Below are 15,760 nucleotides of genomic sequence, written 5' to 3'. Positions count from 1 at the left end.
CGTCATTGCCTGTATTTTGTGGATCAACGGTGACTGTTGGTGCGGAAGTATCAACTTCACCGCCAGCTTCTGTTGCTGTCGTTGTATTACCCGCAGCATCGGTGGCAGTCACATCTACCGTGTACGCACCGTCGGCTAAGTCCGCAGGTACATCGGCGCTAAATGAGCCGTCAGGCTGTACGGTTGCGGTGAATGTTTGGGCGTCGCCATTGGCGTCCGTTACCGTGATCGATACCGTTTCGCCAGCAGGCAAATCTGTGGTACCCGATACTGTTGGTGTGGCGTCATTGCCTGTATTTTGTGGGTCAACGGTGACTGTTGGTGCGGCAGTATCAACTTCACCGCCAGCTTCTGTTGCCGTTGTTGTGTTACCCGCAGTATCGGTGGCAGTGACGTCAACCGTGTACGCACCGTCGGCTAAGTCCGCAGGTACATCGGCGCTAAATGAGCCGTCAGGCTGTACGGTAGCCGTGAAGGTTTGGGCGTCGCCGTTGGCGTCAGTTACAGTAATCGATACCGTTTCACCAGCTGGTAAGTCTGTGGAACCTGAAACGGTTGGTGTGGCGTCATTGCCTGGCGTAGCAGGATCAATTGTCAGTGTTGGTGAGTTTTCAGCTTCCGTGGTTCCGTCTGGTGCCTCAGTATCTGGCGCAGGCTCTTCTGTACCTGGCGTTGCTGCTTCTTCCCCTGGCGCAGGCTCTTCTGTCCCCGGTGTTGCTTCTTCTCCTGGTGCAGGCTCTTCTGTACCCGGCGTTGCTTCTTCCTCTGGCGCAGGCTCGGTTGTGCCAGCCTCTTCTTCGGGCGGCGTTGTCGTTTCTTCTTCAGCTGCTGGCGGTGGAGTTGGCTCTGTGGTTTCTTCTGCAACTGGTGCACCAGCTTCTACGGTGAACTCACCGGAAGTTTGCGTTTGATTACCCGCAGGATCTGTAGCTTCAACAGAAACGGTATAGTCACCTTCGGCTAAGTCCGCAGGCAGTGTTGCAGTAAAAGAACCATCAGCTTGAACGTCGGCGACAAGATCAAACGCATCGCCATTGGCGTCTGTAACCGTCACGGTTACCGTACTACCAGGCGCAAGGTCAGTATTACCATTGACGACGGCAGGTTCACCCGGTGTCGTTGTCACATCAAAAGTCACTGTAGGCGGTGTGAAGTCTGCTTCACCACTTGACTCTACCGTGGTTGTATTACCGGCTTCATCCGTTGCCGATACAGAAATATCGAATGTCCCTTCGGCTAAAGGCGCGTCGGGTACAACGGAGAAACTGCCATCATCAGCGACGACTGCTACGACAGTTTGCGTATTTCCTGCGGCGTCAACAATCGTCACACTGACCTCGCTGCCTGCAGGTTGATCGCTTGAGCCTGTTATTTCAATGAATGGATCGTTGGTAACGTCAACGGGATCAACCGTGATAGTTGGGGCGGTAGTATCCACTACAAACGTGTCTGAAAAGGTAACTGTACCCGTTTGCGGGTCGGGTGCTTCTACTACAATATCAAAGGTGCCGTCTTCCAGTGTATCTGGAAGTGTAACGGTGAAACTTCCATCCTCTGCGACTGGCACATCAATGGTCGTTTCTGTACCGTTTTCATCGGTGACAATGATGGTCACGGGGGTGTCAGGTGCAAGGTTCGATTGACCTGATACCACGGGAGGGAAGTCGCCGCTAATGACTACATCTTCAAGGGTTGTTGGCTCTGCTTCTGCTTCGTTACCGGCAGCGTCAGTGTCTTCGAGTGTGGCTTCATTGCCTGTTGTCGGCTCAAATTCGAAGGCGAGGGGGTCGACATCTTCGGCAATTCTACTTAATTGCACAAATGAGGCACCGCCGCCACCACCGCCACCACCAAGACCGGCAGCGGTTTCTTCTAAGGCGTCGAGAATATCGCCATCGCCGCTAAGTAGCGCGTCGATGTCAACTTCGCCACTTGCGGCATCAAAGGCAGCATCTGTACCGCCATCAACCATACTCAATACATCATCAAGAGAGTCATCGTAGACGACGAATTCATCATCTGAGGTGGCTGCAGTGAAATTTTCGAACGATTCAACACGCTGTGGAACACCGGCACTTAATACAACACTGCCTAACTCTTCGGTCATTATCTGACCGCCGTTTTCAGCAATGATTTCAGCATCTGAAGGAATAACATCGCCGGCAACAACCGGACGTTCTTCGCCATTGGGCAGACGGATAATCACTTCACCAGTGACATTTGTGACATTGAGCATGACTTAAAACCTGTGACTGTTAATGCATTCAAAGATAGGTCAGTCAAAAAGTCCGGCCCTGTACCAGAGAACAGGCTTTTACTAAGGTTCTGTTTTATAGGTGATTTAAGTCAGAAATTTTTTTTAATCTTTTTCTGACCCCGATAGTTTGCGGGTTCAGATTCCAGTGTCTACCTTTAAATAACAGGCTTTATTAGTGCCAGGAATTGTTTTGATTCAGTTATTTATTCATGGAGACCATATGCCAATTCGATGGTTATTTTTGTGGTTAGCTTTCGGGTTACTTAGTGTTCGCGCTACCTCAGCAGAACCGGTACAACTCTCTGAAGTAGTGCGTGAGGCGATAGACTCCCACCCTGATATCAACGCCGCCTGGCAGGATCTGCAAAGCGCAAGGCAAGATACCAAGGTTGCGCGATCGGGTTATCGCCCCACGGTTGATTTAACAGCGAGAAGCGCTTTAGTAAGACGAAATTCTGGCCTTGATCAGAGCTATTCTGATAGCGAGATCCGCCTTACAGCCACACAAATGCTTTTTGATGGGTTTTTCACATCGTCTGAAATTAAGCGGCTGGAATCTGCACAAAAAGTCAGATACCTCGAATTACTGAATCAGGTGGAACTGATCTCGTTAGAAGTGGCCACTGCATTTGCCGATGTACTTCTTTATCGTGAGTTGCTTCGCGTGGCTGAAGACAACTTAAGAACACACGTTGATGTATACAAGCAGATAGAAAAAAGTGCGCAGGCCGGTGTAGCGAGACGCGCCGATTTAGAGCAAATTAGTGGTCGGTTGTATTTGGCCGAATCTAACGTAATGACGGAGCAGTCTAATTTACATGATGTCGCTTCGCGTTATCAGCGCCTAACGGGTAAACGCCCCCCTGATGAACTTGCTGGCATTGATGATCTTATCTATGCCGACTTGCCCGCGTCTGTCATCGATAGTCTGATGGTGGCTTATCAATACAACCCAGGCTTCCTCGCGACCTGGTACAACATTCGCTCTAATCAATTCTCCATTGATTCTGCGCAGTCTCGCTATTTGCCAACGGTAAATTTAGTGGGAAGTTACGGTACGCAAACACGGGACCAGGCGGGATTAGACAATACGATCACGGAAGGCCGGGTAGGCATTGAAGTCTCCTACAACTTCTATAACGGCGGTGCTGATCGCGCCCAAATCAAGTCAGCCCTCGCCCTGAAAGATCAAGCCCTTGATCTGAGAGATCGCTCCTGTCGCGATGTTAGGCAAACCGTGCAAATTGCATTTAACGATATTCGCAATCTCGACAGACAATTACCTGCGTTGAACGAACACCGCTTGTCTGCAAGCCGAGTAAGAACGGCATATCTTGATCAATTCAAAATCGGCGAACGAACGCTGCTTGATCTGCTCGACTCAGAAAATGAGGCCTATGAATCTGGTCGGGCTTACACTGAAGCCTTATATACCCAGTATAAAGCGGTACTCAGATTGTTGGCGGGTAGCGGCAAGCTTGCTGAGTTTCTGGCAGTAACGCGCTCGGACTTTAACGTAACCGAAGCAATCAGATTGTCTGGTGCAGTGTACGACCCCAAATATGTTTGCCCGGCGGAAAGTACCGATGTGATGTCTCAGGAAACCAACATTCTGGTACGAGACAGCGACGGCGATGGGGTAACTGACCTATGGGATGAATGTCCAGACACGCCTGCAAATATGACGGCAGACGACTTTGGCTGTCATCAGGAAATAGAAGAGCCCATGGTCGAAGAACCCTTTGGCGATGAAATGGTCGAGGACTCGGCTTCCAACGCTCCTGAACCAACGCCATTGCTGGAGCCAGAGCTGCGCCCCGCAGTGAATGCCTTCTTCGCTGAAAATGACGCCACATTGAGTGAAGACCAAAAAGTGGCATTACAACCTGTTGTGGATTTCCTGAATGAATCGCCATCGAATGCTATCCAGTTATATGGTCACGCCTCACTAAAAGGTAACCGAGATTACAATCAGGCTCTCTCACTGAAGCGGGCGCAAAATGTGGCTGACTGGTTAGCAACAGCAATCACAACCGAAGGTCTCGAATCCCGATTCTCGGTGATTGCCCTCGGCGAGGACAGCCCAGCTATCGATAACAACACGGATGCAGCCGACCAGGCTAATCGTAGAGTAGAAATTCGCTTTATTAACAACGCTGCATTGTCTGAAACTACGGACATGGAGCGCTAATGTCACCACCCAATCTTTCTCACCTTTCTGTCGAGGAAGTCGCAGCCCGATCGACCGTACGTGGCGGATGTCTGATGGCTTGCCTGAAAACAATTTGTGATTTTCATGGCATTACCATGATAGCCGATGCTGTTTTGGCCGGCTTGCCTATGCAGCATGAAGAACTCTCACCGTCGGTGATGCCAAGAGCTGCCAGCCGTGTTGGGCTGCACTGTAAAATAGTAAAAAGGCCGCTAACTGAAATAAACAAATCCCTGCTGCCCGTGATTTTGGTACTTGAGGAACAGCGTTCTTGCGTGTTGGTTGGGCTGGATACAGAAAAGCAGATTGCCGAGGTCGTTTTTCCAGACTCATCGGAAACCGTAGAAAAAGTTTCTCTTAATGAACTCGATACTGAATTTACTGGATTTGTGATATTTCTGCGCCCCGATAACAAAATCGGCCGTCCTCCCACGGTAGCAGAAAGCGACACGGAGACCAGTTGGTTGTGGAGCGCAGTATCAACGGCCATTCCGCTGTATAGAGATGTGCTAATGGCATCGGTGTTCATCGGCCTACTTTCGCTGGCTATGCCCTTGTTTGTGATGAATGTTTACGATCGCGTGGTGCCCAATGCCGCTATTGAAACCCTTTGGGTACTCGCCATAGGTGCAGGCTTGGTGCTGCTGGCAGAGTTTAGCTTACGTATGCTGCGACATTTCTTTGTCGAGTTGGCAGCAAGTCGCATTGATATCAGCCTTACCGCTAATTTAATGCAAAAAGTGCTTGGGTTTTCATTCAACGTTAAGCCCCAATCAACGGGCGCTTTCGTCAGCAATCTGCAATCTTTCGAGGCTATTCGTGGGTTTACCAACTCATTAACCTTGGTGTCTCTGGTCGATTTGCCTTTCGCCATTTTCTTTATTGTCATTATTGCTCTGATAAGCGGTTTTCTGGCGTTGCCTATTATTGTTGGCGGTTTGATTTTACTTGGCTTCGGACTTTATGCGCAGCGAAACATGGCCAAGCTTGCTACCAATGCCAGTGAGGCGTCATCGGCACGCAACGGGTTGGTGACCGAGTCAGTGAAAATGTTTGAAGACGTGAAGTTTTTCAATGCCGGTCATCATATTCAGCGAGATTGGGAAATTTACTCCATTAGCCTCGCAAAAATTAACGCCAAGCTCCGCCTGGCAGGCACATCGGTTACCAATGCCGCGCTGTGGATTCAGCAGTCTGTGGGCGTCGCTATTCTCGTGGTAGGCGTGTTTCTCATGGTCGACGGTGAACTGACACAAGGTGGTTTGATTGCAGCTTACTTGCTTTCATCCCGGGCGATGGGACCATTGTCTCAGGCAGCAGGACTACTTGCCCAATATCATCACGCCAAAGTGGCCTACGAAACCCTTTCAGAGCTTATGGAGAAAGAGGAAGAGTCTGATGGTAGTCGTAAATGGACTCAGCACACCTGCATAAAAGGTAGGTTCGCATTCGATAACGTGTCTTTCGCTTATCCCAACCAGGCTTCCCACGTGATCAGTCGATTATCACTAACCATTGAATCCGGTGAGCGAGTAGCCATTCTGGGTAACAACGGCTCAGGTAAAACCACAATTCACAAGATGCTGCTGCACGCCTATGCGCCTACCAGCGGAATAATCACCTTGGATAATATCGACTTACAGCAATATGAGCCGAGCACGTTGCGTAATCAAATTGGCTATGTGCCGCAAGACATCAATCTGTTTACCGGTAGCTTGAAAGACAACATCACCGTTTTTCAGGAAGACTATGACGAAGATTTCATCTGGGAAATTCTGGGTGCCTGCGGGTTGACTGATTTCGTAAATCACCATCCCGATGGTTTGAATTTGAGTGTCGGTGAGGGCGGTTGCCTACTCTCAGGCGGTAAGCGCCAATCGGTGGCGCTGGCGAGAGCGCTCATCCGCAGACCCGCCATGTATTTAATGGATGAGCCCACGTCCGCCATGGATGCGGCAGCCGAGCAGAAAATAACTCAGCTTCTGGCCAGAGAAACTAAAGGCAAAACCTTAATTTTGAATACACACAGGCAATCATTACTCAGCTTGGTTGATCGCATCGTGGTGCTTGATCGTGGGCGTATTATTGCCGATGGCCCCAGAGACGAGATCATGCTGCGCCTGGCATCAGCGTTAAAAGGAGGGGCAAACTCATGATTTTTTCCTGGATGAGAGAACGTCTGACGCCGCCACCCGATAATGATTGGGTGTTAGAAGCCGAGTGGGCACGCATTCAACAACGGCCACTGCGTGCAAGAGTGCTGCTTTATGGCGTAGTAATGACCATCTTGGTGCTTGTCGTTTGGGCGTGCTTAGCACCGGTTGATGAAGTGGCCCGGGGGGATGGCAAAGTGGTGCCCTCTAGTCAGCTACAAGTCTTGCAATCATACGATGGCGGCATCGTGCAGGATATTCTGGTTAAGGAAGGGCAGTTTGTAAAAGCAGGAAGCGTGATACTGCGCGTTGATCCCACCCGGTATATTTCTTCTTTACAGGAAAACAGCTCCCGCATGAATGCGGTTTCGGCCAAGGTTGAGCGCCTTTCTGCTCAGACCCGTGACGAGCCACTGGCTTTCACCGATGATCTGAGGCTAGCCGCACCCGATATCGTGACCAACGAAACGGCGCTTTACTATTCCAGTATCAGAGAACTTGAGGAAACTGAGGCCCGGTTTGAAAGTCGGATAGCCCAGCGAGAACAGGATGTCGAGTCGTTTCGTTCTGAGCTCAAGCAGTTTCAGGACACCTTAACGCTGGCTGAGCGAGAGTTAAGTGTAACCCGTCCATTACTTGAATCCGGGGCGGTGTCTGAAATAGATATATTACGGTTAGAGCGCCAGATCATAGAAAACCAAGGGGCTATTCAGCGGACCCGGGCAGCGATTTTCCGCAGTGAAGCTACCATCGACGAAGAACAAAACAATCTGAAAGAGGCGCGACTGAAAGTGCAGAACCGCTGGAGTGAGGAGTTGAACGAAGCCGTGGCAACGTTGCAAACCTTGCAGGAGTCGCAAACCGGCCTTCAGGATGTGGTAAAGCAGTCTGAAATACGCGCCCCCGTGTCGGGCACCGTTCAGCGTTTGTTAGTCAACACCGTAGGAGGAGTCATTACACCGGGAAGTGCAGTTGCTGAGCTTATTCCCTCTGACGACGTGCTGTTGGTGGAAGCGAAAATTCCGCCGAAAGATATTGCCTTTCTCAAGTTAGGGCAACCCGCAATTTTAAAATTTAGTGCCTATGACTATGCCATTTATGGCGGCATGAATGCCTCTGTGGAGCATATAAGTGCCGACACTGTAACAGATGATCAGGACCGTACCTTCTATCTTGTGCGTTTATCGACCGCGGCACGTGATGCAGGTGAACTGGACATTCTGCCCGGCATGATGGTGCAAGTCGATATCATCACAGGTAAACGTACGGTAATGCAGTATCTGCTGAACCCTCTGATTCGTGCTTCAACTTCTGCTTTAAGGGAACGGTAGAAATGAAATATTTTATTCATGGCGATGAACTCAGGAAAATTTCCTCACTTTCTGACGCCGATTCTTGGCTGAATGCCTCTTTTTCGACTATTAATTCAGGAGGGATATGTTGGATCGATACCCGCGAGTCCAACTGGCAGAAAGTGGTCCGTGATGTGGTAGCAGTAGAGATATCTCCTGTGGTGGTCAGTTATCAACCTGATATCAAAGAAATGCAGGGGAGCTTATTGCTTGGTGCCCGGGCCTATTGCAATGCCACAGAGGTATTCCGTCATTGTGAAGCCATTAGCCAGGCTATCACCGCTGGCGGCTTATGGATACCTGGCGGTTTGGTGACTGCCATGTTCCATCGCTTGAGCGAACACCCAGGTTATACGTTACGCGAAGATAGCGGTGAGGTGCTTACCGAACGTGAACGAGAAATTCTGCAACTATTGCTGAAGGGTGAATCGAATCAGCAAATGTCTGAAACGTTAAATATCACCGTGAGGACAGTAAAAGAACATATGTCTTCTATTCTTAAAAAGTACCGGGTGAAAGACCGGGTGGCCTTGTTGTTAAAAATTGGTCGCTTTAATAGCGCTCCACAATAGCATTCCGAAATAAGTATGAGGACATTGTGACTTACACTTTTCAAAATAAGACCGTCATTGGGTTGGGAGCGCTTTTCAGCATACTTTGCATTCTGGGCGGCTTTCAGCTTTATAAGAAGCTCTCAGAGCAAGAGCGTGTCGCCACTTTTGATGGGCCGGTGAAAGAATTTATCGATCATTTCAACGTTAATCTCAACGATTTCGAATACGCGCTGCACTTACAAAACAAGTTTTTTGATTCATCAGACAGTGTCGATAGCATCGAATTTGAATATTTTGCGGAAGTTATCCTGGAGCATAATCCGGCAATAAGCGGAATCGGCATCTACGAGTACGACATTCGCGCCGGAGCCAAAAGTACGCTACCAGAAATCAAGTACTGGGTTGTGGCAGACGGCTATGAATTTCTCAGTCGCAAGCAGATGCGCTCTATAACGCGAACCTACGTTGATATGCGAACGGTGGGCAATATGGATGACTATTCGACAGAATTGTTTGCCATTGATGATACCCAACGTAAGTTTGTTTCGTTGGTCCGTGCCATGCCCGATCACAAAATGTTAGTGATTATGGTGGTAGACGTGCACAAGGCGGCGAGGCTCTCGATCAGTAATCGCATTGCCAGTAACTTTATCGTTTATCAAACGCAAGACGACAAAAAAAATGTGGCCTTTTCGGATGTTAAGTACTCGTCTGCGCTGGCAGAACCCTACAGAGGTGAAGTTACTCTTTTCAATCAACAGTGGGAAATGGTGGTTTATCCTCCGGAAGATTTGTTCAATCGCTTCTACATTTTAATTCCTGTTCTGGCTTTTCTTTTCAGCCTGATGGTGTTGTACATCGTCTACTTTGCATTAAAAGTGCACCGCCTCAGCGACGAGCGCCAAAGTGCCCTGCAAGATCTTAAATTTGCCCAGCAAAAAACCGTAGAGGCAGAGAAAATTGGTGCCATGGGTGGACTGGTCGCTGGCATCGCTCACGAAGTTAACACGCCGCTTGGGATCAGTATTACCAGTTGCTCTCACGTTAACGACCTCATTCGTGATTTGAAGGAAGATTTCGATAACGGCGAATTAGATGAGAATAGATTCGAGGAATTTATTACGTCTGGTAAAGAAGTGCTCGCAATGGCACTGGGAAACCTGAAAAGAGCATCTAAACTTATTTCATCTTTCAAAAAAATTGACGTCATTAACGCTGATGATTCGGTTGCGCCTGAAACCGTAGATGTGGCTGAACTGGTAGAAAATTTTGCAGAACACTATAAGCAGAACGCCATGTCTACCAAAGTGAAAATTAACATTGAAATAGGCCGTCGTTCAGAAATATGCACTTACCCCACGGTAATTAATCAAGTGCTGGACGCATTGGCATCCAATGCTGCGATTCATGGCTTTGCTAACAAAGAGCAGGACTGCGTTATTTCCATACGCGTTACTACGTTCGGTAAATGGGTAATGCTCAAATTTGCGGATAACGGCGAAGGGGTGGCCAAAGAAGATCTCGGTAAGATTTTTGACCCATTTTTCACCACCCGACGTGGTGGGGGAAATGCTGGGCTGGGTTTAAGTGTGGTGTACAACCTGGTGAAAAGTAAGCTTCAGGGTGAACTTAATCACGGAGAAGAGCCAGAAGGTGGCTTGTGGGTTTCATTACGAATTAAAGACTTAGATGATAAGGAGTAACTGATGGGAAATCCTTTATTTGCCAAGAAGAAAGAAGTCGTTGCACCTTCCGGGGACGAAACCGTTGAAGAGAAGGCGTCATCACCACTGAAAGTGCTCATCATTGACGATGAAACAGAAGTGCATCGGGTGACAGATCTGACTCTTAAACGTTTCCGCTTTGATGGCAAAAAGATCCAGTTTTTACATGCCTATTCTGGCAAGGAAGCGATGGAAATTTTTGATACCGAAACGGATATCGCGTTAGCGCTGGTGGACGTGGTGATGGAAACCGATCATGCCGGTCTGGATGTGGTGCACTACGTTCGCAAAGATCTGCAAAACAATGCATGTCGTCTGGTGCTCAGAACGGGACAGCCGGGGCAGGCGCCTGAGCATGAAGTTATCGAACGCTATGACATCAACGACTACAAAGAAAAAACTGAACTTACGAGTCAGAAGCTGAAAACCCTGATGTATACGGGGCTGCGGTCTTATCGTGATATTTCTACTATTGAAAATCATCGCAAGGGACTCAGACAGGTTATTGAAAGTACCACCAAGATGTTGCAAACCCATTCTTTGAATGACTTTGCCTCAGCCGTGCTTAAAGAAATCATGAACCTGTTGCAGTTAGATTCCAGTGCCATTTATTGTTCGACCTTTCCGCAAGAAGGCAGCGGTGCGAAGGAGCGGGCGGTGCTTGCCGCTACCGGCAGTCTGGCCGACATTAAAGAAAGTAGCGCGCCATTAGTGCCAGATGATGTCGATACTTGCTTTAAAGAAGTGTTAGCCACCAAGAAATCTCAGCACTTTGATAACGGTTACGTGTTTTATACCTGCACGGATAAGGGATATGAGAATCTGCTCTTCATAGAAACCAAAGGGGCGTTGACGGACTCTCAAAAAGAATTCCTCGAAATTTACTGCATCAATGTGTCACTGGTTTACGAGAACCTGATGATCAGTGAAGAAATCAAAGGTACGCAATCCGATATTCTTCACTTATTAGGGAACCTGGCTGAACAGCGCAGTAGTGAAAGTAACTCACACAGTCTACGCACAGCAGAACTGAGTTATGAACTGGCACGGCGTGCTGGTTTAGGTGTTGATGATGCTGAGACTATTCGCCGACTCGCGCCTATATGTGATATCGGCAAAATCACTCTGCCAGATTCGGTTTTACAGAGTGAAGAGAACCTCTCTGCTGAACAAATGGCGTTGCTGAAAAACCATCCTAATGTGGGAGCAGCGTTGTTGAGTAAGTCTGATAAGCCAATGATGAAAAAGGCTGCACAAGCCTGCCAGACATTCCACGAGCAATGGGATGGTGAAGGGTATCCCAATCAGCTCAGCGGCGAAACCATTCCTGTCAGCGCACGCATTATTTCGCTTGCTGCAGAGTTCGACCGTATGACGTCTGGTACTGATAATAGCGCGGCGATGTCCAAGGATGAGGTGCTTAGTCAACTCAGCGCGCAAAAAGGCGCGAAATTTGATCCTACGCTATCAGACCTGATGATCGAAGATATCGATTTTTTCTGGTCGATTCGTGAAAACTTTCCGGACTAAGGAGTGTTTGAATGAGTAAATCTGTCACCGAAGCGATGGGAGAATTAATGGGAACGACCTTATTGAGGGAGCTCCCGGTACAAGCGCAATTTACCTTTCTCGATCAGGCTATCTTTATTGCTGCAGAGTGCCAACACGTGTCTTGCTGGTCAATTAGTGCCGATAGCTGCATCGCTGTAGACAGTATGGGCATTGATGCGCCCCGACATGTAGAAAGACATGTTCTGGAGCCTATGCTTGATGCCCAGGAAAGTGGATGGGTCGACGATGACAAAATATCTTTGGCCATGGCTTCATGGTTGAACGAAAGCCGTATGCAAGCATTGTCGGTTGCTGTTTATATGATTGCTAATAAAGAGCAAGTGGGCGGCTTTATCGTGCTGACCAGCGATAAGGCGATAGATAAACAAGATATAAACTTGCAGAGAGTCATCCTGGAGTTTACGCCTCTACTTATTGAATCTGATTATTTACGTGAGAAAAAGCAAGCGGCTATCGAATTAGAGAAAATGAGTACGTTGGGGGGCATGGTGGCATCAGTAGCCCATGAGATAAACAATCCGCTTGGCGTGGCGATCACGTCGTTGTCACATCTAAAAGAAAGCGTGGATGACCTCAATAAAAGCTTTAATGACGGTTCGTTAACCGAGGAATATTTCGAAGAGTTTATCGAAGAAAGCAATGAGGTCGCAGATTTACTGACGTTCAATCTTGGTCGCGCAGCCAAACTAGTCAGAGACTTTAAGACGAATGCGGTTAACCAAAGCGCGGATCGACTGCTGACCTTTTCTCTGCACAATACCATTGAAAGTGTGCTAAGCAGTGTTAAACCGCAGTTGAAAGCGAAACAAATCGAAATCGTGTTGGAAGAAGATATCGACGAAACTTTCATGATGAAGAGTTATCCAGGAGCACTGTCACAGGTACTGACAAACCTGCTGTTTAATGCCTCTATCCATGCTTTCGACAGCACCATTACCGAACCCCAAATTACATTAACGGTAACCTCCACTGAGTCGTCGGCAATCATCATTGTTGCTGATAACGGAAAAGGTATTCCCGTCAAATTCAGAGATGTGATGTTTGAACCTTATTTCACCACCCGGCGGGAGCAGGGAGGCAGTGGGTTGGGTCTTCATATTGTGGAAACCCTGACGGAAGACAAAATGCAGGGCAAACTGAAAATGAAAACGGAAGTGGGTGAAGGAACCTCTTTCACTCTGACGTTGCCGGTAGAACTTGAAGATGAGGCGAGTGGCAATCTGTGACGCTGAATAAACAACTTTGGATTGCGGTACTGGCGATCATTGCACTTAACAGCATGGTAAGCTTTCTGGTGTTGTTTTTCTCAACTCAGCAGAATACTGAAGAACAGCTTTATTTAAAAAATAATGATGATGCCAATTCACTTGCGCTGGTATTAACGCAGGCTGAAAAGTCACCGGCAGAAATCAGATTAATGTTGTCAGCAAAATTTGATTCCGGCCACTATGCCAGAATTCGTCTTGAGGATAATAAAGGCGGTATTATTGATGAAATCTACTACGAAGGGGAGCCATCAACGGCACCTAATTGGTTTCAGGAGTTAGCCGCACTGGAAGTGGCACCAGGCATATCGCAAGTGAGTGATGGCTGGGATCTCTACGGTACCTTGTATGTTGAAAGTCAGACCGCTTTCGCCATGGATTCATTGTGGTCAAAGTTCAAAAGTTTCGTGATCAGTATTCTGGCTCTGATGGCCGCCATTGGCATTATCGGTTCGTTAATTCTCAGGGTCATTCTGAAACCCCTCGGCAGTATAGTTAACCAGGCGAACAGCTTCTCAGAACGAAAATTTATAAAAATTTCCCGCCCGTGGACGGCTGACTTTGCCAGAGTGGTTAACGCGATGAACTCGTTGGCCGATCGATTTAAAGCGAATCTCGTTGAAAATAACCGCCGACTGGAACTCGCCCGTGAGCGGGATCAGCATGATCCGGTGACGAAACTTGTCAACATTAATGCCTTCTTTTCTATTCTTGAATCGCAACTTAGGTATCGCGACAAAGATGGTCAGAATGGCTTGTTGATGCATAGCTTAATGAAACATCAGGGCGATGTGCAATCCATGGCGCCTGACGTATTCAATCACTTTATTAAAACTTTCGCCGAAAAATTAGCGGAGTTTTATCGCCGCCACGACGAGTTGTACACCGATTTTAGAATTGCGCGAATAAACGAGACTGATATCTGTGTGCTGCTTTCTGAATGTCGGGCGATGGAAGACATTGCGCAGGTGTTTGTTGAAGATAACCCTATTTCTGATTTGCCAGAATTCGGTGATGCCTCATTACACTGCGTGACCGCCGGCGTTTATCTAAGTCCAAATGAAGCCAGTTATGAACTGCTCGACAGAGTAGACGAGCTGTTGGAGGAAGTGCAAGAGCAGGATATTGTCTTTGGTTTTAATCTGCAGCCCGTGCCTGAGCGGCATTACCACTGTGAAAGCCTAGAGCAGTGGGAGCAGGATTTCGCTAAAGCCAGTGAACATTGTCACCTGCAGACCGTTAAAGTGTTTTCTCACAACGGCAGTGTGATGCACTATCAAGCATTGCTCAACTTTGATGATAACGGCGAAGTGAGAGGGTTTGGCCGGCTCACAGAAGCAGCCAGACGCTTTGGCAAGGTTGAGAAAATAGATCTACTCACCCTGACAACAGCATTGAACTGGCTGGCAGAAAATACCGATAAGCGCTGTTCCGTGTTGTTGTATGAAGAGTCGATTATCAGTGACAAATCACTCTCTCAGCTAGAGAGTACGTTAAAAGGTTCACGTCAGGTATTGTCCCGGTTATCACTGGAACTGCGGGAACATACTGCCGCTACTCACCCCATCGCATTCCGTCAATTTTGTCGCATGGCCGATAAACTCCTCGTCAACACCGGGCTTAAGCGTGTAGGGGAGAGTTTCTCAAAAGTGGCTGACGTTCACGAGTTTGGCCTTAAATATCTGAAAATCGACAGTGCGTACGTGTACGATGTTGTCAACAATCGCTCTAACCAGGTTTATCTCAATGGCCTTGCAGACCTGGCACACTCGCTTGGGATGGCAGTCATTGCTGATGGCGTAGTATCGCAGAAGGATGAGGAAGTGTTGATATCCATGGGGTTTGATGGTATCACACGTCTGGACAGCAAGCGGTAGGCGGGCACGAGTGAACATTTTTCTTTCTTTACGATTGGTGAGCAAGCCAGTTCCCCCGGGTGAGCTGCTGTGCCGGTGCTGAAACGCATTGCGTCTTCTTTCTTTTCTCGCATCTTTAATCTTCAAGTCGGGATTACTGCAGCTGCGCTCGCGCTTTGCTGTACCCTTACCGCATTTGCACTAGTAAACATAAATTTTGACCAATTCTGGCAAGCTGTTGAAAGACACGGCGGAAAGGTTGATAGCGGTCAAAGAGCTGCGCTAAGTGCATTGTTTTCAGATGCAGCGTCTCTGCCTGAAACCGAGCAACTTAAGCGGGTTAATCATTATTTCAGTGAAAATGTGACTTACCAAACCGATGACGTGGTTTGGAAGCAAAGTGATTATTGGGCGTCGCCAGCGGAATTCTTGGCTAAACGGGTAGGAGACTGTGAAGACTACGCCATCGCCAAGTATATTTTCCTGCTTAATTTGGGCGTTGCTGATGAGAAGCTTCGACTCATTTACGTTAAAGCCAAGATAGGTGGACGCCGCAGTACGGTGACGCAAGCGCACATGGTGCTAGGTTATTATGCCACGCCAGACAGTCAGCCGCTTATCCTCGACAGCCTTATTTCAGAAGTGTTACCCGCCCGACAAAGAACCGACTTGATGCCTGTGTTCAGTTTCAACAGTACCGGTGTATGGGCGCCAGGGCAAAAGAAGTCATCAGGTTCAGCGTCAGCTAAGCTTTCTCGTTGGCGTGGTTTGCTCAATAAAATCAGCACAGAGGGCATTACCGTTAAATAATCCGG

At 48.2% G+C, this 15,760-nt stretch carries 10 protein-coding genes; 9 read left to right on the top strand and 1 reads right to left on the bottom strand.

The window, feature by feature from the left end; all coding sequences use genetic code 11:
• Positions 1 to 2,236: retention module-containing protein (locus tag BFC18_RS21795; RefSeq protein ID WP_170826633.1), on the bottom strand; the 2,236-nt coding region annotated here is incomplete at its 3' end.
• A gap of 211 nt (positions 2,237 to 2,447) precedes the next feature.
• On the opposite strand from BFC18_RS21795, the gene BFC18_RS19895 reads away from it, so the two are divergent.
• The 9 genes from BFC18_RS19895 (at position 2,448) to BFC18_RS19855 (ending at position 15,755) form a co-directional block, all read left to right on the top strand.
• Positions 2,448 to 4,448, top strand: a complete 2,001-nt coding sequence (locus tag BFC18_RS19895) for a TolC family outer membrane protein (RefSeq protein WP_245680441.1) — start codon at positions 2,448 to 2,450, stop codon at positions 4,446 to 4,448.
• Positions 4,448 to 6,625: a type I secretion system permease/ATPase gene (locus BFC18_RS19890; RefSeq protein WP_245680440.1), complete on the top strand. Its 2,178-nt coding sequence runs from the start codon at positions 4,448 to 4,450 to the stop codon at positions 6,623 to 6,625. The genes BFC18_RS19895 and BFC18_RS19890 overlap by 1 nt, the downstream gene beginning before the upstream one ends.
• Positions 6,622 to 7,953, top strand: a complete 1,332-nt coding sequence (locus tag BFC18_RS19885) for an HlyD family type I secretion periplasmic adaptor subunit (RefSeq protein ID WP_070127405.1) — start codon at positions 6,622 to 6,624, stop codon at positions 7,951 to 7,953. Before BFC18_RS19890 ends, BFC18_RS19885 begins: the two co-directional genes overlap by 4 nt.
• A 2-nt stretch (positions 7,954 to 7,955) precedes the next feature.
• Positions 7,956 to 8,546 (top strand): response regulator transcription factor, encoded by a 591-nt coding sequence (locus BFC18_RS19880; protein WP_070127403.1) that lies wholly within the window; start codon positions 7,956 to 7,958, stop codon positions 8,544 to 8,546.
• Between the two features lie 26 nt (positions 8,547 to 8,572).
• Positions 8,573 to 10,231, top strand: a complete 1,659-nt coding sequence (locus BFC18_RS19875) for a sensor histidine kinase (protein WP_070127401.1) — start codon at positions 8,573 to 8,575, stop codon at positions 10,229 to 10,231.
• A gap of 3 nt (positions 10,232 to 10,234) precedes the next feature.
• Entirely contained in the window at positions 10,235 to 11,782 is a 1,548-nt protein-coding gene (locus BFC18_RS19870; protein ID WP_070127399.1) for a response regulator, read from the top strand.
• Positions 11,783 to 11,793: 11 nt separating this feature from the next.
• Complete coding sequence (locus BFC18_RS19865; protein WP_070127398.1) at positions 11,794 to 13,050, top strand: sensor histidine kinase; 1,257 nt, start codon at positions 11,794 to 11,796, stop codon at positions 13,048 to 13,050.
• Positions 13,047 to 14,966, top strand: a complete 1,920-nt coding sequence (locus BFC18_RS19860; protein WP_070127396.1) for a bifunctional diguanylate cyclase/phosphodiesterase — start codon at positions 13,047 to 13,049, stop codon at positions 14,964 to 14,966. The genes BFC18_RS19865 and BFC18_RS19860 overlap by 4 nt, the downstream gene beginning before the upstream one ends.
• A 75-nt stretch (positions 14,967 to 15,041) precedes the next feature.
• The gene (locus tag BFC18_RS19855; protein WP_083273217.1) at positions 15,042 to 15,755 is read left to right on the top strand and encodes a transglutaminase-like cysteine peptidase; all 714 of its coding nucleotides are present in this window, start codon (positions 15,042 to 15,044) and stop codon (positions 15,753 to 15,755) included.
• Positions 15,756 to 15,760: the final 5 nt, after the last annotated feature.

The organism is Alteromonas confluentis, from assembly GCF_001757105.1.
Taxonomy (GTDB): domain Bacteria; phylum Pseudomonadota; class Gammaproteobacteria; order Enterobacterales; family Alteromonadaceae; genus Alteromonas; species Alteromonas confluentis.
Note: the sequence above shows the minus strand (reverse complement) of the source record. Positions and strands in the feature narration are given on the sequence as shown.

What these genes read in the sequence shown, in the direction of transcription:
- BFC18_RS19890 (WP_245680440.1), top strand. Translation starts at nt 4,448, where the DNA reads ATGTCACCACCCAATCTTTCTCACCTTTCTGTCGAGGAAGTCGCAGCC.
- BFC18_RS19885 (WP_070127405.1), top strand. Translation starts at nt 6,622, where the DNA reads ATGATTTTTTCCTGGATGAGAGAACGTCTGACGCCGCCACCCGATAAT.
- BFC18_RS19880 (WP_070127403.1), top strand. Translation starts at nt 7,956, where the DNA reads ATGAAATATTTTATTCATGGCGATGAACTCAGGAAAATTTCCTCACTT.
- BFC18_RS19870 (WP_070127399.1), top strand. Translation starts at nt 10,235, where the DNA reads ATGGGAAATCCTTTATTTGCCAAGAAGAAAGAAGTCGTTGCACCTTCC.
- BFC18_RS19865 (WP_070127398.1), top strand. Translation starts at nt 11,794, where the DNA reads ATGAGTAAATCTGTCACCGAAGCGATGGGAGAATTAATGGGAACGACC.